Annotated in this window: 19 protein-coding genes; 15 read left to right on the top strand and 4 right to left on the bottom strand. The window is 62.9% G+C overall.

Going from position 1 to position 20,479, the window contains the following annotated elements; translation table 11 throughout:
- A partial coding sequence (locus BVH03_RS16110; RefSeq protein WP_075962112.1) for an ATP-grasp domain-containing protein occupies positions 1-1,040 on the top strand: 1,040 nt, incomplete at its 5' end.
- A 117-nt stretch (positions 1,041-1,157) separates the two neighbouring features.
- Here the strand turns inward: BVH03_RS16110 and BVH03_RS16105 are convergent.
- Entirely contained in the window at positions 1,158-2,057 is a 900-nt protein-coding gene (locus tag BVH03_RS16105; protein ID WP_075962111.1) for a LysR substrate-binding domain-containing protein, read from the bottom strand.
- Positions 2,058-2,164: 107 nt separating this feature from the next.
- Between BVH03_RS16105 and BVH03_RS16100 the strand changes: the two genes are divergently transcribed.
- Both BVH03_RS16100 and BVH03_RS16095 read left to right on the top strand, forming a co-directional pair.
- The gene (locus tag BVH03_RS16100) at positions 2,165-3,520 is read left to right on the top strand and encodes an MFS transporter (RefSeq protein WP_075962277.1); all 1,356 of its coding nucleotides are present in this window, start codon (positions 2,165-2,167) and stop codon (positions 3,518-3,520) included.
- A 57-nt stretch (positions 3,521-3,577) separates the two neighbouring features.
- Positions 3,578-4,852, top strand: coding sequence for a glucarate dehydratase family protein (locus tag BVH03_RS16095; RefSeq protein WP_075962276.1), 1,275 nt, complete (start codon positions 3,578-3,580; stop codon positions 4,850-4,852).
- A 282-nt stretch (positions 4,853-5,134) separates the two neighbouring features.
- On the opposite strand, the gene BVH03_RS16090 is transcribed toward BVH03_RS16095, so the two are convergent.
- Complete coding sequence (locus BVH03_RS16090) at positions 5,135-5,692, bottom strand: cysteine hydrolase family protein (protein WP_075962110.1); 558 nt, start codon at positions 5,690-5,692, stop codon at positions 5,135-5,137.
- Between the two features lie 245 nt (positions 5,693-5,937).
- On the opposite strand from BVH03_RS16090, the gene BVH03_RS16085 reads away from it, so the two are divergent.
- The 7 genes from BVH03_RS16085 to BVH03_RS16055 all read left to right on the top strand — a co-directional run bounded on the left by BVH03_RS16085 (position 5,938) and on the right by BVH03_RS16055 (position 11,858).
- Complete coding sequence (locus tag BVH03_RS16085) at positions 5,938-6,288, top strand: hypothetical protein (protein ID WP_075962109.1); 351 nt, start codon at positions 5,938-5,940, stop codon at positions 6,286-6,288.
- A 333-nt stretch (positions 6,289-6,621) separates the two neighbouring features.
- A complete protein-coding gene (gene pstS / locus BVH03_RS16080; RefSeq protein ID WP_075962108.1) occupies positions 6,622-7,653 on the top strand; it encodes a phosphate ABC transporter substrate-binding protein PstS in 1,032 nt (343 codons plus the stop codon).
- A gap of 71 nt (positions 7,654-7,724) precedes the next feature.
- Positions 7,725-8,690 (top strand): phosphate ABC transporter permease subunit PstC, encoded by a 966-nt coding sequence (pstC, locus tag BVH03_RS16075; protein ID WP_075962107.1) that lies wholly within the window; start codon positions 7,725-7,727, stop codon positions 8,688-8,690.
- Positions 8,690-9,583: a phosphate ABC transporter permease PstA gene (gene pstA, locus BVH03_RS16070; RefSeq protein WP_075962106.1), complete on the top strand. Its 894-nt coding sequence runs from the start codon at positions 8,690-8,692 to the stop codon at positions 9,581-9,583. Before pstC ends, pstA begins: the two co-directional genes overlap by 1 nt.
- A 76-nt stretch (positions 9,584-9,659) precedes the next feature.
- Positions 9,660-10,421 (top strand): phosphate ABC transporter ATP-binding protein PstB, encoded by a 762-nt coding sequence (gene pstB / locus BVH03_RS16065; protein WP_256574727.1) that lies wholly within the window; start codon positions 9,660-9,662, stop codon positions 10,419-10,421.
- A 100-nt stretch (positions 10,422-10,521) separates the two neighbouring features.
- Complete coding sequence (locus BVH03_RS16060) at positions 10,522-11,223, top strand: hypothetical protein (protein ID WP_075962104.1); 702 nt, start codon at positions 10,522-10,524, stop codon at positions 11,221-11,223.
- The gene (locus tag BVH03_RS16055) at positions 11,223-11,858 is read left to right on the top strand and encodes a hypothetical protein (protein WP_075962103.1); all 636 of its coding nucleotides are present in this window, start codon (positions 11,223-11,225) and stop codon (positions 11,856-11,858) included. The genes BVH03_RS16060 and BVH03_RS16055 overlap by 1 nt, the downstream gene beginning before the upstream one ends.
- Before the next feature lie 60 nt (positions 11,859-11,918).
- Here the strand turns inward: BVH03_RS16055 and pgm are convergent, their stop codons facing one another.
- Positions 11,919-13,583 carry a phosphoglucomutase (alpha-D-glucose-1,6-bisphosphate-dependent) gene (gene pgm / locus BVH03_RS16050; protein WP_075962102.1) on the bottom strand — a complete coding sequence of 555 codons (1,665 nt, stop codon included), beginning with the start codon at positions 13,581-13,583 and terminating at the stop codon, positions 11,919-11,921.
- A gap of 332 nt (positions 13,584-13,915) precedes the next feature.
- On the opposite strand from pgm, the gene BVH03_RS16045 reads away from it, so the two are divergent.
- Both BVH03_RS16045 and BVH03_RS16040 read left to right on the top strand, forming a co-directional pair.
- A complete protein-coding gene (locus BVH03_RS16045) occupies positions 13,916-15,550 on the top strand; it encodes a methyl-accepting chemotaxis protein (RefSeq protein WP_075962101.1) in 1,635 nt (544 codons plus the stop codon).
- Between the two features lie 68 nt (positions 15,551-15,618).
- Positions 15,619-16,020, top strand: a complete 402-nt coding sequence (locus tag BVH03_RS16040) for a hypothetical protein (protein ID WP_075933873.1) — start codon at positions 15,619-15,621, stop codon at positions 16,018-16,020.
- A gap of 65 nt (positions 16,021-16,085) precedes the next feature.
- Here the strand turns inward: BVH03_RS16040 and BVH03_RS16035 are convergent, their stop codons facing one another.
- Complete coding sequence (locus BVH03_RS16035; RefSeq protein ID WP_075962100.1) at positions 16,086-16,535, bottom strand: Rrf2 family transcriptional regulator; 450 nt, start codon at positions 16,533-16,535, stop codon at positions 16,086-16,088.
- A gap of 144 nt (positions 16,536-16,679) precedes the next feature.
- On the opposite strand from BVH03_RS16035, the gene BVH03_RS16030 reads away from it, so the two are divergent.
- The 3 genes from BVH03_RS16030 (at position 16,680) to treS (ending at position 20,435) form a co-directional block, all read left to right on the top strand.
- Positions 16,680-17,567, top strand: a complete 888-nt coding sequence (locus BVH03_RS16030) for an NAD(P)/FAD-dependent oxidoreductase (protein ID WP_075962099.1) — start codon at positions 16,680-16,682, stop codon at positions 17,565-17,567.
- A gap of 71 nt (positions 17,568-17,638) precedes the next feature.
- Positions 17,639-18,055: a cytochrome c family protein gene (locus tag BVH03_RS16025; protein ID WP_075962098.1), complete on the top strand. Its 417-nt coding sequence runs from the start codon at positions 17,639-17,641 to the stop codon at positions 18,053-18,055.
- A 304-nt stretch (positions 18,056-18,359) separates the two neighbouring features.
- The gene (gene treS / locus BVH03_RS16020; RefSeq protein ID WP_371915367.1) at positions 18,360-20,435 is read left to right on the top strand and encodes a maltose alpha-D-glucosyltransferase; all 2,076 of its coding nucleotides are present in this window, start codon (positions 18,360-18,362) and stop codon (positions 20,433-20,435) included.
- Positions 20,436-20,479: the final 44 nt, after the last annotated feature.

Here is a 20,479-nt window from a genome sequence, read left to right as displayed (position 1 = left end):
GCCCGAAAGCCGACACCATCCGCCTGATGGGTGACAAGGTGTCCGCCAAGGACGCCATGATCAAGGCCGGCGTACCGGTGGTTCCAGGCTCCGACGGCCCGCTGCCGGAAGACGAAGCGCAAGCCCTGCGCATCGCCCGTGAAGTCGGCTATCCGGTGATCATCAAGGCCGCCGGCGGCGGCGGTGGTCGCGGCATGCGCGTGGTGTGGAAGGAAGAAGACCTGATCAAGTCGGCCAAGCTGACCCGCACCGAAGCCGGTGCCGCGTTCGGCAACCCGATGGTCTACCTGGAGAAATTCCTCGGCAACCCACGCCACGTGGAAGTCCAGGTGCTGTCCGACGGCCAGGGCAACGCCATCCACCTGTACGACCGCGACTGCTCGCTGCAGCGCCGTCACCAGAAGGTGCTGGAAGAAGCCCCGGCGCCGCTGATCGACGAGAAGGCCCGCGCCGAAGTGCTCAAGCGCTGCGTCGATGCCTGCATCGAAATCGGCTACCGCGGTGCCGGTACCTTCGAGTTCCTTTATGAAGACGGCCGTTTCTACTTCATCGAGATGAACACCCGCGTTCAGGTCGAGCACCCGGTTACCGAAATGGTCACCGGCATCGACATCGTCAAGGAGATGCTCAGCATCGCCGCGGGCAACAAGCTGTCCTACAAGCAGGAAGACATCAAGCTCCTGGGCCACGCCCTGGAGTGCCGCATCAACGCCGAAGACCCGGACAACTTCATGCCTTGCCCCGGCAAGGTGAAGCACTTCCACGCTCCGGGCGGTTTCGGTGTGCGTGTCGACTCGCACCTGTACAGCGGCTACTCGGTACCGCCGAACTACGACTCGCTGATCGGCAAGCTGATCACCTACGGCGTGACCCGCGACGAGGCCATGGCCCGCATGCGCAACGCCCTGGACGAGATCGTCGTCGACGGCATCAAGACCAACGTGCCGCTGCACCGCGACCTGGTTCGCGACAAGGGTTTCTGCCAGGGTGGGATCAACATCCACTACCTGGAAAAGAAACTGGGCATGGACAAGCACTAAGTGACCTCGTCCGATGGCTATACGGAGTGAAGCGAAACCCGGCAGAGATTTCGGTATTCATCTTTGAAGCGACCGGGATCTCCCCGTGTCGGGCGCAGGTGGCGGCGATGTCCACCTTCAGTGCACCTCCGCCGCCACGGCCGCGCGGATGGCCTCGAGCAGCATCAGGCAGGCGGGGTTGTCGTTGTTGCTGCGCCAGGTCAGGTGCAGCTCGCTCTGGATGCCTTCGCCGAGGTCGATCTCGCGAAAGCACACGTCCTTGAACACCACATTGGTGGCGCAGCGCGGCACCAGGGCCAGGCCCATGCCGGCGTTGACCAGCGCCAGGATGGTCAGCGACGAGCCCAGCCATTGCACGTATTCCGGGGCCACGCCGGCCGAGCGAAACATACCGGTCAACAGCTCGTTGAACGGCGGGTAGGCGGCGTGGGAGTACATCAGGAAGGGCGCGCCATCCAGATCCCGAACGCCCACCTGACCGACCACGGCCAGCGGGTGCTGGCGGGGAATGGCCAGCACGAAGGGTTCGCGCACCAGGCATTCGTTTTCGTAGCCGGCCTGCAGCAGTGGCTGGCGCACGATGCCCAGGTCGATGCGCCGGGTGCGCAGCGCTTCGTGTTGCTGGTGGGTGTTCATCTCGCTCAAGGAAATCTTCACCTGAGGCTGATTGAGGCGCGCCTCGGCGATCACCCTGGGCAGGAATTCGTACACCGCACTGCCCACGAAGCTGATGCTTACCGAACCGATATCGCCAGCGGCGAAGCGCCGCGCCGAGGCAGCGGCCTGGTGGGCGCGCTCCAGCAGGTTCTGCGCTTCGATGAAGAATGCCCGGCCAGCGGCGGTGAGCGCGACGCTGCGCGTACTGCGGGTGAACAGTTCGACGCCAAGGCTGTGTTCGAGCAGCTGGATTTGCCGGCTCAAGGGTGGCTGGGTCATGTTCAACCGCTCCGCGGCGCGCCGAAAGTTGAGTTCGGTGGCAACGGTGGTGAAGCAGCGAAGTTGAGCGAGTTCGAACATTGATCTAATCCAGGTATCAATCGAATGCCAATATAGATTAGACGGGATCAATGCCCGCGTACATGATCGGCGCATCCCACAAAAACAATGATCGGGAGTCGCCCCAATTGAATAACGTTCAAGGTTCAGCCGACCCGCAGGTTGTCGCCCGCGCGGTCTCGAAAGTGAAACGCCACGTACTGCCGCTGTTCGTGGTCATGTTCATCGTCAACTACATCGACCGGGTGAACATCGGCTTCGTGCGCAGTCATCTGGAAACCGACCTGGGTATCGGCGCTGCGGCCTACGGCCTGGGCGCTGGCCTGTTCTTCATCGGCTACGCGCTATTCGAAGTGCCCTCGAACATGCTGCTGCAGCGCTACGGCGCCAAGGTATGGCTGACTCGCATCATGTTCACCTGGGGCATCGTCGCCACTGCGATGGCCTTCGTGCCCAACGAAACCTGGTTCTACATCCTGCGCTTTTTGCTCGGCGTCGCCGAGGCCGGGTTCTTCCCGGGCGTGGTGTACTACTTCACCAAGTGGTTGCCGGCCGGTGAACGCGGCAAGGCCATGGCCATCTTCCTGAGTGGCTCGGCGATCGCTTCGATCATCTCCGGGCCGCTGTCCGGGGCACTGCTGCAGATCGACGGCCTGGGCATGAAGGGCTGGCAGTGGATGTTCTTCATCGAGGGCATGTTCTCGGTGCTGCTGTGCGGCTTCGTGTGGTTCTGGCTGGACTCGCTGCCCAAGGACGCCAAGTGGCTGACCCGTGAGGAGAGCCAGGCGCTGACCGATTGCATCGACGAAGAGCAGCGTCAGCGTCAACTGGCGGCGGGGGAGACCGGTGCGGTCAAGCACTCGGTGTTCAAGCTGCTGCGTGACCCGCAGATCATGCTGTTCTGCTTCCTGTACTTCTCCATCTCCCTGACCATCTATGGTTGTACCTTCTGGCTGCCGAGCATCATCCGCTCCATGGGCGGGCTGGGCGACTTCGAGGTCGGCCTGTTCAACTCCATTCCCTGGATCATCTCGGTCGCTGCCATGTATGCCTTCGCCGCCCTGGCCTCGCGTTACAAGTGGCAGCAGGCCTGGGCCTCGGCGGCGTTCATCATCGCGGCGTTCGGGCTGTTCATGTCCACCACCGGCGGGCCGGTGTTCTCCTTTATCGCCATCTGCTTCGCGGCGATCGGCTTCAAGGCGGCGTCCTCGCTGTTCTGGCCGATTCCCCAGGCCTATCTGGATGCGCGCATCGCTGCGGCGGTGATCGCCCTGATCAACTCGGTAGGCAGCCTGGGCGGTTTCGTGGCGCCGGCCACCTTCGGTTATCTCGAGCAGCACACCGGCTCCATCGAGGGCGGGCTGATCGGCCTAGCGGTGGTCTCGCTGGTCGCCGGCATCCTGGTGTTCATGACCAAGACCAGCAAGGGCGCCAAGGGCAACGGCAATGGCGTGAGCCCCAAGCCCGCCGTAACGCCCGCCTGACATGCACCGGCGCTGGCCAGGCCTGCGCCGCCACTTCCAGCACAAGGAATTTGAATGATGAGGATCAAACAGGTACGCGTGACGCCGATTGCGTTTCGTGACGCACCGCTACTCAACGCCAGCGGCATCCACGAACCCTACGCACTGCGTTCGATCATCGAAGTGGAAAGCGACAACGGTTTCATTGGCCTGGGCGAGAGCTATGGCGATGCGCCGGTGCTCAGCGTGTTGCAGGCCATGCAGGATTCGCTGGTCGGTCTCGACCCCTTCGACCTGAACGGCTTGCGCGCTCGGGTGGTGAAGACCGTGGCCGCGCTCAAACCGGGCACCGCGGGCGCCGAACTGGCGCCGGGCTCGCACCCCAGCAAACAGGTGGCCAACGCCTATTCGGCTTTCGAGGTGGCCTTTCTCGATCTGCAGGCGCGTTCCCTGGGCATGCCGCTGGTGGATCTGCTCGGCGGCGCGGTGCGTGATCGCGTACCGTTCAGCGCCTACCTGTTTCTCAAGTACGCCGAGCACGTGGGCTCGCCCTACAAACCTGACCGCTGGGGCGAGGGCATCAGCCCCGAGCAGATCGTCGCCCAGGCGCGCACCATGATCGAGGAGCACGGCTTCAAGAGCATCAAGCTCAAGGCCGGTACCTTGCTCGGCCCCGAGCATGAGGTGGCGTGCATCAAGGCGCTGCGCCAGGCCTTTCCGGAAGCGCCACTGCGTATCGACCCGAATGGCAACTGGTCGGTGGAAACCTCGCTGCGCATGGCCGAGCTGATGGGTGATGATCTGGAATACTACGAAGATCCATGCCCGGGGCTGGAGGGCATGGCCGATGTACACAAACGCACTGGCATTCCCCTGGCGACCAATATGGTGGTCACCGACTTCGACGAGTTCCGCCGCAGCGTGGCGCTGAACAGCGTGCAGATCGTGCTGGCCGACCACCATTACTGGGGCGGCCTGCGCGACACGCAGATCCTGGCGCGCATGTGCGACACCTTCGGCCTGGGCGTGTCGATGCACTCCAACTCGCACCTGGGCATCAGCCTGATGGCCATGACCCATGTGGCGGCGGCGGTGCCGAACCTGTCCTACGCCTGCGACACCCACTATCCGTGGCAGGAACCGAATGAGGAAGTGATCAAGGGCGGCAAGCTGCCCATCGTCGATGGCTGCGTGGCGCTGACCCGCGCGCCGGGCCTGGGCGTCGAGCTGGACTACGATCAGTTGGCCAAGCTCAACGACCAGTACCTGACCTGCGGCATCCGCTCGCGCAACGACGTGACCCAGATGCAGAAGTACGACCCAAGCTGGCAGGCGCTCAAACCGCGGTTCTGATCCGCCACCTGTCGAGGTGGCCGTCCATGGCCACCTCAACCCTTTCTCTAAGCCTGTTCATGATCTCTCAGTCCAGGTTCGCTGATTTGGGCAACAAAGTTGCAGTAGCGGCCAGTCGCTCCTATAGGGTGAACCGGTGATTATCTGTGGGAGCGGGCCATGCCCGCGAAAAAATCACGGACATGGACTGGGCGTCCCCGCCCGTTCCCACAGGTAAAGCAACAATGGCCGCTTCTGCCTTGCACCTGTCGCTTCAGGCCCATAAAGATCGTGAACAGGTTCTTATAGTTGCTTGAGTAGTGCTAGCGCTGCCTGGCTTTCTATTACCTGCGCGTACTCATCCTGCAGATTGGCCAGCGCCATGGCGTGCACGTCCTCGGCGCTACGTAGCACCCCGTGGTAGTCGGTCTTGGCGAAAGTGAAGCAGCCATCGGCGATCACATGGGTGGTGAAGCCCAGATTGCCGGCCGTGCGCGCTGTTGCTTCCACGGAATTGTTGGTGCTGACGCCGACGATCACCAGTGAATCCAGGCCGCGCACCCGCAGCCAGCGTTCCAGTGCCGAGTTGATGAATGCATCCGGCACGTTCTTCTCGACCACATGTTCCTGGGGCAGCGGCTGCAGCGCTGGCTGGAATTCCGCACCTGGCTGACCCGGTGCGAACGGCGAGCCTGGCGAACGGGAGATGTGACGCACATGCACCACCGGTGCGCCTGCCAATCTCCATGCCTGGAGCAGTTCGGCGATGCGCGCCGGGGCATCGGAGTTGTTGCGTGCGCCTGCTGCCGGTTCGAGCATGCCGCGCTGCATGTCGATGATGATCAGGGTAGGGAGGGCCATAAGATTACCTTGTGTCGGGTGGACGGGCACTTCTGCGGAAATTACCCCTCTATAGAATAATCCCCCTCCCTCCCAGTATTGCATCTTGCACGACCAGAATCTGGTTGCCGTGCAGGATGCATAGTTCAATTATTTTTCATCTTTAAATAGTCCTTTTAAATCAGTGGTTTAGGTTTTTCCTATAACTGGCATGCAGTCTGCAATATCCCTCTCGACGAAGGAACATCACTCAGAGGGTACAAGCCATGCAATACGCCATCCAGCACCTGATCGAAAACCTCCCGGACTACGCCATCGATTTCAAGAAGCGCCCCGACGGGATGTTACTGATGACGCTGCGCAAGGATGGTGAAGTTGCTTTCGTAAAGGCGATTGACCGCCAGACCGTTTTCTGCGAGACCCGCGTTCAGGCACTGCTGCATGAGATCGTGCGCGACAACAAACTGATCAGTGGCGAAATCAGCTGGAAGGGGCAGGGCGCCCAGTGGATCGATCGCAGCCTGCCAACCTTCACCGGCTCGCCGATCAATCCAACCGCTGCCAAGATGATGTGGTCGCGCCGTGGTCGTGACGGTACTTATCGCGCCACTGCCTGATTCCCTCCAATAGGCGCAAAAAAGCCCCGCCCGACCAGGCGGGGCTTTTTCATGTTGGCGTGGCGTTTTTCTGTGGCCACCACCTGCGAGACAGCCGCCTGACCCGCCACGGCAGCTCGATGTGCGAGCGATTGGGCAGGCACGCCATAAATTGTTACTAGCCCATGACATGCCGTAACGGCATCACACAGCCCACGGGGTGGGGCCTGGCAACTTTTCTGCGCCTTTCTCGACGCCCTGCAAATCAGGGTAAGGGCGATCAGCCAGTACCTGTCACAAAAAGTTCATAGGATTGATGCAAAGTGCGGGCTCCCTCTCACAAGGAGTTCCCTAATGAAAAAGCTAATCAAGTCCGCCGCCATCGCCTTCACGGTTTCTCTTTGTGCCACTTCGGTGTCCTTTGCTGCGGAAAATCTGCGACTGACCGGCTCCGGTGCCAGCTTTCCAGCACCGATCTACCTGACTTGGTTCAAGGATTTCAGCCAGAACACCCCCGGCGTTACTGTCGACTACCAGTCCAAGGGTAGCGGTGCCGGTGTACAGGATTTTCTGAACAAGACCGTCGACTTCGCCGCCAGTGACTCGGCGATGAAAGAGGAAGATATCGCCAAGGTAGCCGAGGGCGTGCAACTGCTGCCGATGACCGCGGGCGAAATCGTTCTGGCCTACAATCTGCCAGGCAACCCGAAGGGCGTTAAATTGCCTCGCGACGTTTACTCGAACATCTTCCTGGGCAAGATCACCAAGTGGAACGATCCGAAGATCGTTGCCGCCAACCCCGACCTGGAACTGCCCGATCTGCCGATCACCGTCGTCGTGCGCGCTGACTCCAGCGGCACCACCGCCGTATTCACCAAGCACCTGTCGGCCATCAATGCCGAGTTCAACAAGGAGCTGGGCGAGGGCAATACCGTCAACTGGCCAGGCAGCGACAAATTCATCAAATCGCCGAAGAACGATGGCGTGACCGCTACCGTTCGCCAGACCCCGGGCTCCATCGGCTACATCGAGTACGGCTTCGCCAAGCTGGCCAAGGTCGACTTCGCCGTACTGGAAAACAAGGCCGGTGAATATGTAGTGCCGAACGCCGAAAGCGGCGCCGAAGCGTTGGCGGCGGTAAAAATGCCGGAAAACCTGGTCGCCTGGCTGCCGGACCCGGATGGTGCCAAGTCCTACCCGATCACCACCTACACCTGGATGATCTTCCGCAAGGACAACGGCAACCCGGCCAAGGCCAAGGCCCTGCGTGACATGGTCGAGTACAGCCTGACCGAAGGTCAGAAGATCGCCGATTCGATGGGTTACATCCCGCTGCCGCAATCGGTCATCGATCAGGTTCGCAAAGCCTCTGCCAACATCCAGTAATGCCCGCACGGCTCCGTCGGAGTGGCTGATAGCCGCCCGACGGAGTTGTGCATATGCGTCGGAATTAGCCAATGACCAGCCCTTTCCTTGTTCCAGACAATCCTGACTCTGCTTGTCGGCCGCCTTCCAAGAAGGATTTTCTGGTCGACCGCACCTTCCGCGCACTCGCCCGAGTGGGCGTGGTTCTGATTCTGGCCGTGGTCTTCGCTCTGGTTTTCGAAGTCGGAAGCAAGGCATTGCCCGGCATGCAGGAGTACGGTTTCGATGTGCTGTTTGGCACCGTCTGGGATGTCAATCAGAACAAGTACGGCATCCTGCCCGCCATCTGGGGCACGCTGTATAGCGCCTTTATCGCCTTGTTGATCGCTGGGTTCTTCGGCATCAGCATGGCCATCTTTCTCACCCAGGATTTCTTGCCTGCCAAGCTCGCGGCGGTGTTCCGTACCATCGTCGAGTTGCTGGCGGCCATCCCCAGTGTCGTTTACGGCCTGTGGGGTATCTACGTAGTGATCCCGGCCATCCGACCGGTGACCACCTGGCTGCATGCCGAGCTCAGCTGGATCCCTTTTTTCGGCTCATCGCTGAGCGGCCCCGGCCTGCTGCCTGCCGCGCTGGTACTGGCGATCATGATCCTGCCGACCATCGCAGCGGTGTCTCAGGATGCGCTCTCCAGCGTTCCCATGAAGACCAAGCAAGCCGCCTACGGCATGGGCACCACCCACTGGGAGGCGATTCTCAAGGTGATGGTGCCGTCCGCCGCGACGGGCATCTTCGGTTCGCTGGTGCTGGGCCTCGGCCGTGCGCTGGGCGAGACCATGGCCCTGGCCATGCTGGTCGGTAACGCCAACAACATTTCCCTGTCGCTGTTCGCCCCGGCCAACACCCTGGCGGCCCTGCTGGCCCTGAACTTCCCGGAAGCCGGGCCGCGCGAGGTCGAGGTGTTGATGTACGCCGCCCTGGTGCTGATGCTGATCACCCTGATCGTCAACATCATCGGCTCGATGCTGATGGTCTACGCCCAGCGGGGCAACAAATAATGACTAACCTGACCGCTCCTCCCGCCGAGATGCCGAGCCTGCAGCGCCGTTTCGAGGGCCGCGCACTGCGCAGCCTGGTGTTGACCGGCTTGGCCTGGCTCGTGGCATTGCTGGCCAGCGTGCCGCTGCTTTCCGTGCTCTACATGCTGATCACCCGCGGCGGCGCGCGCCTGAGCCTGGAAGTGTTCACCGAGCTGCCGCCCACTGGTTTCGAGACCGGTGGTGGTTTTGGTAACGCCATGGCCGGCACCTTCGTAATGGTTGGCATCGCAGCGGCCATCGCCGTGCCGGTTGGCATTCTGGCGGCGATTTTCCTGGCCGAGCTGGGGCCGGATAGCAAGCTCGCCAATGCCGCGCGCTTTGCTGCCAAGATGCTTACCGGACTGCCGTCGATTCTCGCCGGGGTGTTCGCCTATGCGCTGGTGGTGGTCACCACTGGCACCTACTCGGCACCGGCTGGCGGTGTAGCGCTGGCGGTGTTGATGTTGCCCATCGTCGTGCTGACCGCCGAAGAGGCGATGAAGATGGTGCCCAAGGTCATGAAGGACGCTGCCTACGGTATGGGCTGCACCCGCTCCCAGGTGGTCTGGAAGATCATCCTGCCGACCGGCCTGCCGGCGATTCTCACCGGCGTCATGCTGGCTGTGGCCCGCGCCGCTGGGGAAACCGCTCCGCTGCTGTTTACCGCGCTGTTCAGCAACTACTGGATCTATCACAACGGCGAGCTGGCCGTGATGAATCCCACGGCATCGCTTGCCGTACTGATCTACAACTTCTCCGGCATGCCGTTCGACAACCAGCTCGAGCTGGCCTGGGCCGCTTCGCTGGTCCTGGTGCTGATCGTGCTCATGGTGAATGTCATCAGCCGTATTTTCGGCAAGCCCAAGTATTGAGAATCGGAGCACTCTGACAGTGAACCAATTATCCGCACAAACAGCCGCCCCGTTCGAGACCCACGCCCCCGTGGTCATGGACTGCAAGCTGGACAAGATCTTCTACGGCAACTTCCTGGCCGTGCGCGACAGCCACGTACCGATCGAGAAGAACAAGATCACCGGTTTCATCGGCCCGTCCGGTTGCGGCAAGAGTACCGTGTTGCGCAGCCTCAACCGCATGAACGATCTGGTCAAAGGCTTCCGTTTCGAGGGCCACGTGCACTTCCTCGGCCAGGACGTTTATGGCAAAGGTGTCGATCCGGTGGTGGTGCGGCGCTACATCGGCATGGTGTTCCAGCAGCCCAACCCGTTCTCGATGAGCATCTTCGACAACGTCGCGTTCGGCCTGCGCCTCAACCGCTACAAGGGTGACCTGGGCGATCGCGTCAAACACGCCCTGCAAGGCGCCGCGCTGTGGGATGAGGTCAAGGACAAGCTCAAGGTCAGCGGCCTGTCGCTGTCCGGCGGTCAGCAGCAACGCCTGTGTATCGCCCGTGCCATCGCGACCGAGCCGGAAGTGCTGCTGCTCGACGAACCCTGCTCGGCGCTCGATCCGATCGCCACGCGCCGGGTCGAAGAGCTGATGATCGAGCTGAAGAAGGACTACACCATCGCCCTGGTCACCCACAACATGCAGCAAGCGATCCGTGTGGCCGACACCACTGCATTCTTCTCGGTGGACATCTCCCAGGGCACCCGTACGGGCTACCTGGTCGAGATGGGCGCGACGGATCAGATCTTCGGCAGCCCGCGAGAGAAAATGACCGAGGACTACATCAGCGGCAAATTCAGCTAACCGCGCTTACCGTTGCAGGCCGAATGCCGTTGCGCGTGAAAACGCTCTGCTGGATATTCGGCCATTTTGTCGTTTCAAAATTTTTCGTTCAGGAATGCCAATGCCTGCCAAGCGTCGCCTCGATTTACCAGCGGTAGAGCACGCTCTTCGTGAAGTGCAGAGCCGCTTCGCCGAGCTCAGCCGGCACTTCACCGAACCCCGCGATCCGCTGACCGACGAAGTGCTGGAAAATGTGCTTGAGGGCTACGCGCTGATTGACGATTATGTCGCCCGCGGCATCGACCTGTTCGAACTGCAGAATCTGAACCTGATGCTGGAGCTCAATGCTACCGTGCTCTGTGGGCGAGACGCGGCGCGTCGGCAGGAGTTCGCCCAGCACCTGGCGGCAACTGAAGCGCACTTCTTCAACAACATCGAAGGCGGGATCAAAGACGTGTTCAACTGGTATTGCGCGCATCGCGGCGAATCGGTCTGGAAGCGTGCCGCCGGCGTCTACGTGCGGATTCTCAGCAAGCCGCAGCTGTTCATCGAAGGCAACAACCGCACCGGCTCGCTGATCGTCAGCTACCTGCTGATGCGTGACGGCCAGCCGCCTTTCGTGCTGACCCTGAAAAATGCCGAGGGCTACTTCAACCCTTCTTCGGTGATCCGCAACTCTGCCAAACACGGTGTGAAGGCCTTGTACGAACTGCCCAAGATCAAGAAGAAATACGCCGCCTTTCTGGAAGACCAGTCGCCCGAGCGCAAGAAGTTCTTCCTCAGCGATAAAAAGCTCGTGGCCGGACAGGGGTGGGAGGCGTAATGAACAAGCGTTTTGCAGCCCGTCTGTCTCACCTCACCGAGCTGCCCACGTTGCAGAGCTTCAGGGGGCTCGTGCCGCTGGCTTCGCTCAAGCGCCAGCGCCTGCGCATCTCCTTCGACATCGACGACACCCTGGCCTGCCAGGCCCTGCATAGCGATGCCGAGCCGAGCAGGCTGCCGGCGTTCGTCCATCGCTGGCTCGGCGAGCCATTGCGCATCGGCACCCGTTCGCTGATTCGCGAGCTGCGCCGTCAGGATTGCAGCGTGTGGATCTACACCTCGTCAGGGCGCACGCCGGCCTACATCCGGCGCTGGCTGATGCTCCACGGCATCCACGTCGACGGCGTGGTTAACAGCGTGCGCCACAAGCACGCGCTGACGGAGCGCGGGCTGTCGCATGCGCCCTCGAAATTGCCGTCGGCATTCGATATCGACCTGCACGTCGACGATTCCGAAGGCGTGCAGATAGAAGGCCAGCATCATGGCTTCCGTGTGGTGGTGGTGCGCCCCGATGACCAGCAGTGGGCGCAGCAGGTGCTGGGTGCGGTGGCCAAGGTGCAGAACCAGATGAACCGACAGCAGCAGAGCGTGCGTCGCGCCAAGGCCGTACAGGGCGCGCAGGTTTATTCGTCCTGAACCAGGCGCGTTGAATCGACCTATACAAAACGCCCGGCAGCAGCCGGGCGTTTTTGTTGGTCAGCCGGCCAGCACGCTGTCGACCAGCGCCTTGGCCTCGCTCTGGATGCGCTCGAGGTGGGCATCGCCCTCGAAGCTCTCGGCATAGATCTTGTAAACGTCTTCGGTGCCGGACGGGCGGGCGGCGAACCAGCCGGTTTCGGTGACCACCTTGAGCCCACCGATGGCCGCACCGTTACCAGGGGCCTCGGTGAGAATCGCGGTGATCGGTTGGCCAGCCAGCTCGCTGGCGGTGACCTGGGACGCCGACAGCTTGCTCAGGCGCGCTTTCTGCTCGCGATCCGCTGGCGCGTCGATCCGTTGGTAGACCGGCGCGCCGAAACGCTCGGTCAGCGCCTGGTAGCGCTCGCCCGGGTCCTTGCCGGTGACGGCGGTGATTTCCGCCGCCAGCAGGCCAAGGATGATGCCGTCCTTGTCGGTCGACCAGGCGCTGCCGTCCTTGCGCAGGAACGAGGCGCCGGCGGATTCTTCACCGCCAAAACCGAAACGGCCTTCGATCAGGCCGTCGACGAACCACTTGAAGCCCACCGGTACCTCCACCACGTCGCGGCTGATGCCTGTGGCCACGCGGTCGATCATCGACGAGGACACCAGGGTCTTGCCGATGGCAGCCTGGGCCGCCCACTGCGGGCGGCGGGTGAACAGGTACTCGATGGCCACGGCCAGATAATGGTTGGGGTTGAGCAGGCCCACGGAGCGGGCGACGATGCCGTGACGGTCATGGTCAGTGTCGCAGGCGAAGGACACGTCGAAGCGGTCCTTGTTCTCGATCAGCCCGGCCATGGCATGGGGCGAACTGCAATCCATGCGGATCTTGCCGTCCCAGTCGACACGCATGAAGCGGAAGGTCGGGTCGATACGCGTCGACAGCACCTCCAGCGGCAGGCCGAAGCGCTCGGCGATGCGCGTCCAGTAGTGCACGCCAGCACCGCCCAGCGGGTCGACCGCGAATTTCAGGCCCGAGCCGCGAATCGCCTGCAGGTCGAGCACCTGCTCGAGATCGCCGACGTACTGTTCGATGAAGTCGTGGCGCTGGGTGCTCGGGGCTTTCAGGGCGCTGGCGTAGTCGATGCGCTGCACGCCCTTGAGGCCGGCCACCAGCAGTTCGTTGGCGCGTTCCTGGATCCACTTGGTCACGCCAGTATCGGCCGGGCCACCGTTGCTGGCGTTGTATTTGAACCCGCCGTCGGCCGGCGGGTTGTGCGAAGGGGTGATGACGATGCCATCGGCCAGGCCGCTGCTGCGGCCCTTGTTGTAGTCGAGGATCGCCTTGGAGATCGCCGGGGTAGGGGTGTAGCCCGGCTCGCCGGCGGTTTCGCTGCAGCCGGCATCGATACGGGTTTCGATGCGGTTGGCGGCCAGCACTTCCAGGGCGGAAACGAAAGCGGGTTCGGATAGCGCGTGGGTGTCCATGCCGATATACAGCGGGCCGTCGATGTCCTGGCCGCGGCGGTAATCGCAGATCGCCTGGGTCACGGCGAGGATGTGCCATTCGTTGAAGCTGTTCTTCAGGGAAGAACCGCGGTGGCCCGAGGTGCCGAAGGCTACCTGCTGAGCGGGATCGCTCGGGTCCGGGCGCTCGCTGTAGTAGCGCGCCACCAGGCGTGGCAGGTTGACCAGGCTGTGCTCGTCGGGAAGGAGCCCCGCGTTGCTGTGAATGCTCATCAATCGTTCCTTTGATAGGGTGAAAGGGCCGGGCGGCTGTCGCGGCACGCCTGACGTCGGACTCGGGGTTCGACACCAGGGCGGTGGGCTGGAGTTCCCCATACTCGCGCTGCGGATGATAAAGATTGCGTGGTAAAGCGCCAGTACCCGATAACTGGCCGATTGGTCAGCTTCGATTGCAAAAGCATGGCACTTTGCCTGAATGCGATAGATATTTTTAACGCACGCATTGGTAGCACTTTGCTAGTGTTCAGTCATGCGAGGCGCAAACGGCTTCGCGTTGCTGGGCCGACAGGGAGTGGTTGGTAAAACGCCTCTGATCTGGTGCCGCCATGAACCTTCGCAGCTTCAACATCGCTCCCCGTGCCGCCTTCTGTTTCGCGCTCATCACCCTGCTGGTGATGGCGCTGGGCGTTTTCTCACTGTTCAAGCTCGGCGACCTTTACGAGGCCGAGCAGGACATCGAAACCAACTGGATGACCAGCATCCAGGCCTCCGGCGAAATGCAGAAGGATCTGCTCAATATCCGCCTGGAAACCTTGCGCATGCTGGCTGTAGTGGAAAACACCGGCCAGGCCATCGACGAAAGTGCAGCGCAGCAATACCGTAGCGCACTGCAGCAGGTGCTCGAACAGTACGACCGCCATCTGGTCTCCTCGGACGTCGAGCGGGGGATGTTCACCCGCATCAACGCCAGCGCCCAGGCCTACCTCGATGGTCAGCAGCAGATCGTCCAGTTCCTGCGCCAGAAGCAGTTGCCGCAAGCGCTGGAACTGGCCAACGGCCAAGTGCGTGATGCTGGTAACGCGCTGCAGCAGCAGCTCGACGAGCTGACCAGCTACAACATGCAGGGCGCCAAGCAGGCCGGCATCAATGCCAATACGATTTTCCAGCACGGTCGTACCGGCGTGCTGGTGACCATTGGCGTGGCAGTGCTGCTGACCGTACTGCTGGCCACGTTGCTGACCCGTTCCATCGCCGCGCCGATCAGAGAAGCGCTGCAGAGCGCCGAAACCATCGCCTCGGGCGACCTCAGCCGCACCGTGCAGGTCACCGGCAAGGATGAAGCCTCGCGCCTGCTGGCTGCCCAGGCCACCATGCAGAAGAACCTCAACGACGCCATTCGGCAGATCAGCGACTCGTCTACGCAGCTGGCCGCCGCGGCCGAGGAAATGGCCTCGGTCACCGAGGAGAGCACCCGTAACCTGCAGAGCCAGAACGCCGAGATCGACCAGGCCGCCACGGCGGTGACGCAGATGAGTTCGGCGGTCGACGAAGTGTCGCGCAACGCCAGTGGTGCTTCCGATGCCTCGCGCGAATCCACCGTGTCGGCCAATGCCGGCAACCAGCACGTGGCGCGTACCGTGTCGGCGATCCGTAACCTGTCGAGCAACGTCATGCAGGCTTCCGATCAAGTACAAGGGCTGGCCGATCAGGCGCGGGACATCAGCAAGGTGCTCGACGTGATCCGCAACGTGGCCGAGCAGACCAACCTGTTGGCGCTCAACGCTGCCATCGAGGCGGCTCGTGCTGGCGACCATGGCCGCGGTTTCGCCGTGGTGGCTGACGAGGTGCGTGGGCTGGCCCATCGCACCTCGGCCTCGACCCAGGAAATCGAGCAGATGATCGCGGCCATACAGGCCGGTACCGAGAAAGCCGTGCAGGCCATGCGCGGCAGTAGTCAGGAAGCCACCAATACCCTGCAGGTCGCCGACGAGGCGCGCGCTGCCCTGGGGCAGATCGTCGAGTCCATCGGCATGATCAACGAACGCAACCTGCAGATCGCCACCGCCTCGGAAGAGCAGGCCCATGTGGCCCGCGAGGTGGACCGCAACCTGGTGAGCATTCGCGACCTGTCGATCCAGAGCGCCTCGGGTGCCAACCAGACCGCTGCGGCCTGCAGCGAACTGGCGCACCTGGCTCAAGGGCTGAACACGCTGGTAGGCCGCTTCAAGCTCAGTGCCTGATCGGCGAGGGCGATCGACGGCGCGTTGACCATGGTCAACGCGCCGCCAGCGTAGCTATGATGCAGGCCATGAATTCTTCTCTGCCGATCCGTCATCCCTGCCCGCCGGGCGCTTGCGACTGCGAGCGCGAGCAGTTGCTGGACGTGCCCGGCGGCGATCAGCGCATCCTGCTGCTGACCAAGGCCGAAGAGAAGCGCCTGCTCGAGCGCCTGGAAAACCTGGCCAGCCTGGAAGACCTCGAACGCATGCAGCAGCGCATGTTCGAGCAACTGGGTATTCGCGTCGAAGTGGCACCAGGGTTCAACGAAGTGCGCAGCATGCGCGGCATCGCCATCGAAGTGCAGACCTTCCCCGGCCTGTGCCGCAAAACCCGCCAGGCGATCCCGGCCGCCATCCGCCGTGGGCTGGAGCGCCGCCCGGAAATCGCCTACGCACTGCTCAACGCCCACGACCTGTTCCGCGACCTTTAGGTTCTGTTCCCGTCTCACGCACGGCTCGCGCTGAAACGGGAACAGACCCTAGCGCGCCAAGGTGCTCAGTGGTTGTTGCACGGCACTTCCAGAGCCCGGTAGCGCGCGTCGAAATCCTCGGCCAGCGACGCCACGCTGATCGACGCCAGGCGCTGCAACAGCAGCGCCTGGGCTTCGCCGAACGCCTGCCCAAGCGCGTGATTCACCGCCTGCTCGACCAGGCAGGTGGGGTGATCGGTGGCCATCCCGATACTGAAGATCGATTGCGAGCCCAGCGCCTGGTGGATGTCCAGCAAGGTGATCTCGTCCAGCGGCCTGGCCAGCGACCAGCCGCCGTTGTGGCCCTTGTCCGACGTCACGTAGCCCTGATCGCGCAGCAGGCCCATGGTGCGTCGTACCACCACCGGGTTGGTTTCCAGCATGCGCGCGATGGTCTCCGAGGTGGTGCGCTGCGCGTGGCGATCCATGTGGATCAGCACGTGCAGCATGCGGGACAGCCGGGTGTCGTTTCTCATGGTCGTCTCGAGGTGGAGGCAGTCATGCAGAGTATGATTCGTAATGAGTGAAGTTACGAGAGGTTGACCCTTCGATTGTATGTAACTTATGGTGTTGCATGATGGCTCGGTCTTCTCCCGAGCCGCGCATGGAGGAGCAACGCCATGAGTTATGACGCAATTATCGTCGGCGGCAGCTATGCCGGCTTGTCCGCCGGCCTGCAGTTGGCCCGTGCCCGACGTCGCGTGCTGGTGATCGACGCTGGCGTGCGCCGCAACCGCTTTGCCAGCCATTCCCACGGTTTTCTCGGCCAGGACGGGCGTGCGCCTGACGACATCGCCGCCGACGGGCGCGCCGAGCTGATGGATTACCCCAGCGTCACCTGGCAGGTCGGGGAAGCCGCCGAGGTAAAGCGCGAGGACGACGGTTTCGTGGTCAGGCTGCGCGGCGGCCAGGCCCATGCCGCCCGGCGACTGATCCTGGCCGGCGGCGTGCGCGACGAGCTGCCCGCCATCGATGGGTTGGCCGAGCGCTGGGGCCGCCACGTGTTTCATTGCCCGTATTGCCATGGCTACGAGCTGGATCAGGGGCGCATCGGCGTGCTGGCCGTGTCGCCCATGTCGATTCACCACGCCATGATGCTGCCGGACTGGGGCAGCACCACTTTCTTTCTCAACGGCGCATTCGTGCCCGATGCCGAGCAGCTCGAACAACTGGCGCGGCGCGGCGTGGTGGTCGAGCCAGACCGCGTGCAATCGATCAGCGGTGAGCGCGTGGACGTCAACCTGGCCGACGGCCGCAGTGTGACACTGGACGGCCTGTTCGTGATGTCGCGCACCCACCAAGGCAGCCCACTGGCCACGCAGCTTGGCTGCACCCTGCTCGAAGGGCCGATGGGGCTTTACCTGCAAACCACCAAAACCCAGGAAACCACCGTGCCGGGCGTGTTCGCCTGCGGCGACGCGGCCCTGGCTGCAGGCTCAGTGGCGCTTGCCGTCGGCACTGGTGCACGGGCGGGCGCAGCGGCGCATCAGTCGCTGATCTTTCGCTAGCGCAGATCAATGAATCGGTATGGGTGCTGGGGCATACTGGCGCCCCCTCCGCATCCACTTTCAGCGTACCAATGACCGTTTCTGTACTGACTCACCTACCGGGCCGGCGCCTCCTGCGTCACGGGTTGCTCATCGCGGCGAGCGCGCTGTTCACCCAGGCGGCCCTGGCCGAAGCCGACATCGCTGCCGGCGAGGCATTGTTCAAGCGCGTCTGTGGCAACTGCCACAACGTCGGGCCGGGCGCGCGGGCGGCCTTCGGGCCCCAGCTCAACGGGATTTTCGGCCGCCACGCCGGCGCCACTCAGGACTACAAGTATTCGCCTGCCATGCAGCAGGCGGACGTGGTGTGGGATCACGACACCCTGAGCGCCTTCATCAAGGATTCCGACAGCGTGGTGCCGGGCAACAAGATGCGCTTCTGGGGCATTGGCGATCAGGACAAGATCGATGGCCTGCTGCTATATCTGAAGGCTCAGCAAGATCACTAGGCTCTGTACGAAAAAGTACCTACGCTCGGTGATGCTTCGTTAAAAATCAGTTCGGCAAGCCGCTTGCGGCTAACGCGCTTTAGCGCGGCCCGTAGGGCGAGCGAAGCGAGTACTGCTCATTTACAGCTCGTAAACTCCGCGTCCTCACTGATTTTTGCCTCGCCTGACCTTCGCTCGGAGACTTTTCGTACAGACCCTGAGCGGCAGCAATCAATCTGAACGAAGCCCTGGCAGCTGGCTCTGAAATTGAACCAGCGGACGGCCTGGCCGTTCGCGATCCTCCCTTTCGCACCCCGGGATCGCTATGGCAGATGAACAACAGATCAACTGGCTGGTCGAGCAGTCCATGCTGCACACCGCCCGCCAACGCATGCGCCTTTATTCGGGCCAGGCCCGCCTGTGGCAGCAACCCTATGCACTGGCACGGCCGCGCAGCGTCACCGCGGTAGCCTCGGTGTGGCTGGCGGTCTATCCCGCCTCGATCATCATCTCGCCCGATGGCTCGGTACTGCAGGCGCTCGGCGACGAGCGCTTGTGGGCGGCACTCTCCGAACTTGGCGTTCAGGGCATCCACACCGGGCCGCTGCGCCGGTCGGGTGGTTTGCAGGGGCGCGAGTACACGCCCACCGTCGACGGCAATTTCGACCGGATCAGCCTGGAGATCGACCCGCGCTTCGGCAGCGAGGAAGAGTTGGTGCACCTGAGCCGTGTGGCGGCGGCCCATAACGCCGTGACCATCGACGACTCGATCCCGTCGCACACCGGCAAGGGCGCGGATTTCCGCCTGGCGGAAATGGCCTATGGCGATTACCCCGGCCTCTACCACATGGTGGAAATCGCCGAGGCCGACTGGGAGCTGCTGCCGCCGCTGCCCGAAGGCCGCGATTCGGTGAACCTGTCGCCGGCCACCGTCGATGCGCTGCGCGACAAGCACTACATCGTCGGCCAGTTGCAGCGGGTGATCTTCTTCGAGCCGGGCGTCAAGGAAACCGACTGGAGCGCCACCGGCGAGATCATCGGCGTCGATGGCAAGGTGCGACGTTGGGTGTACCTGCATTACTTCAAGGAAGGTCAGCCGTCGCTGAACTGGCTGGACCCAACCTTTGCCGCCCAGCAGCTGGTCACCGGTGAGTCGCTGCACGCCATCGACGTGATCGGCTCGCGGGTGCTGCGCCTGGATGCCAACGGGTTCCTCGGCGTCGAGCGACGCAGCCAGGGCAATGCCTGGTCGGAGAGTCACCCGCTGTCGCTGACCGGCAACCAGTTGCTCGCCGGGATGATTCGCAAGGCCGGCGCCTTCAGTTTTCAGGAGCTGAACCTGACCCTGGACGACATCGCGTCGATGTCCCAGGGCGGTGCGGATCTGTCCTACGACTTCATCACCCGCCCGGCCTACCAGCACGCCTTACTGACGGGGGAAGTCGAGTTCCTGCGCCTGATGCTGCAGCAGATGCACGATTTCGGCATCGACCCGGCATCGCTGATCCACGCCCTGCAGAACCACGATGAACTGACTCTGGAGCTGGTGCATTTCTGGACGCTGCACGCCAATGACACCTACGTGTTCCGTGGCCAGAGTCTGCCGGGCAGCATCCTGCGCGAGCACATCCGCGGCGAGATGTACGAGCGCCTGACCGGCGACCACGCGCCTTACAACCTGAAGTTCGTCACCAACGGCGTGGCCTGCACCACGGTGAGCATCATCACCGCGGCGCTGGGCATCCGTGATCTGAACGCCATTACCGACGCCGACATCGAGCAGATCCGCCGCGTGCACCTGCTGCTGCTGATGTTCAACGCCATGCAGCCGGGCGTGGTGGCACTGTCGGGCTGGGATCTGGTCGGCGCCTTGCCGCTGGAGGCCGAGCAGGTGGCCGAGCTGATCGCCGATGGCGACACGCGCTGGATCAACCGCGGCGGCTACGACCTGGTCGACCTCGACTCCGAAGCGCTGCTGTCCGCCGAAGGCCTGCCGCGTTCACGCCAGCTGTACGGCAGCCTCAGCGAGCAGTTGCAGGACCCGCAGTCGTTCGCCTCCCAGGCGCGCCGGCTGTTCGCGGCGCGGCGCTCCCACGGTGTCGCCTCCAGCCGGCAAATCGCCGTGCCGGTCACCGAGCATCCGGCGCTGCTGATCATGGTGCACGAGCTGCCGGCCGGGCGCGGCATCCAGGTCACGGCGCTGAATTTCGGCGCCGAGCCGCTCAGCGAGGTGATCACCCTGGAGCACGTCGAGCCGGGCCCGGTGGTGGACATCATTCACGAACGGCTGATGGGCGATCTGTCCGCCGATGGCGAGTTGCACATCCAGCTCGAGCCCTATGAGGGGCTGGCGCTGCGTATCGCCAGCATGGCGCCCGGTATCGCGCCCATGGACGGCTGAGCAATATGCCTTTGCGCACTAAGCTCATAACCTGCGAGTAGTTG

The sequence above is a fragment of the Pseudomonas sp. PA15(2017) genome (assembly GCF_001945395.1).
GTDB lineage: Bacteria > Pseudomonadota > Gammaproteobacteria > Pseudomonadales > Pseudomonadaceae > Aquipseudomonas.
The sequence above is the reverse complement of the archived record's forward strand: the minus strand, read 5'-3'. Positions and strand labels throughout refer to the sequence as shown.

Coding starts and splice junctions, on each gene's coding strand:
- BVH03_RS16105 (WP_075962111.1), bottom strand. CDS start 2,057: ATGTTCGAACTCGCTCAACTTCGCTGCTTCACCACCGTTGCCACCGAA.
- BVH03_RS16095 (WP_075962276.1), top strand. CDS start 3,578: ATGAGGATCAAACAGGTACGCGTGACGCCGATTGCGTTTCGTGACGCA.
- BVH03_RS16090 (WP_075962110.1), bottom strand. CDS start 5,692: ATGGCCCTCCCTACCCTGATCATCATCGACATGCAGCGCGGCATGCTC.
- BVH03_RS16085 (WP_075962109.1), top strand. CDS start 5,938: ATGCAATACGCCATCCAGCACCTGATCGAAAACCTCCCGGACTACGCC.
- pstS (WP_075962108.1), top strand. CDS start 6,622: ATGAAAAAGCTAATCAAGTCCGCCGCCATCGCCTTCACGGTTTCTCTT.
- pstC (WP_075962107.1), top strand. CDS start 7,725: ATGACCAGCCCTTTCCTTGTTCCAGACAATCCTGACTCTGCTTGTCGG.
- pstA (WP_075962106.1), top strand. CDS start 8,690: ATGACTAACCTGACCGCTCCTCCCGCCGAGATGCCGAGCCTGCAGCGC.
- pstB (WP_256574727.1), top strand. CDS start 9,660: ATGGACTGCAAGCTGGACAAGATCTTCTACGGCAACTTCCTGGCCGTG.
- BVH03_RS16060 (WP_075962104.1), top strand. CDS start 10,522: ATGCCTGCCAAGCGTCGCCTCGATTTACCAGCGGTAGAGCACGCTCTT.
- BVH03_RS16055 (WP_075962103.1), top strand. CDS start 11,223: ATGAACAAGCGTTTTGCAGCCCGTCTGTCTCACCTCACCGAGCTGCCC.
- pgm (WP_075962102.1), bottom strand. CDS start 13,583: ATGAGCATTCACAGCAACGCGGGGCTCCTTCCCGACGAGCACAGCCTG.
- BVH03_RS16045 (WP_075962101.1), top strand. CDS start 13,916: ATGAACCTTCGCAGCTTCAACATCGCTCCCCGTGCCGCCTTCTGTTTC.
- BVH03_RS16040 (WP_075933873.1), top strand. CDS start 15,619: ATGAATTCTTCTCTGCCGATCCGTCATCCCTGCCCGCCGGGCGCTTGC.
- BVH03_RS16035 (WP_075962100.1), bottom strand. CDS start 16,535: ATGAGAAACGACACCCGGCTGTCCCGCATGCTGCACGTGCTGATCCAC.
- BVH03_RS16030 (WP_075962099.1), top strand. CDS start 16,680: ATGAGTTATGACGCAATTATCGTCGGCGGCAGCTATGCCGGCTTGTCC.
- BVH03_RS16025 (WP_075962098.1), top strand. CDS start 17,639: ATGACCGTTTCTGTACTGACTCACCTACCGGGCCGGCGCCTCCTGCGT.
- treS (WP_371915367.1), top strand. CDS start 18,360: ATGGCAGATGAACAACAGATCAACTGGCTGGTCGAGCAGTCCATGCTG.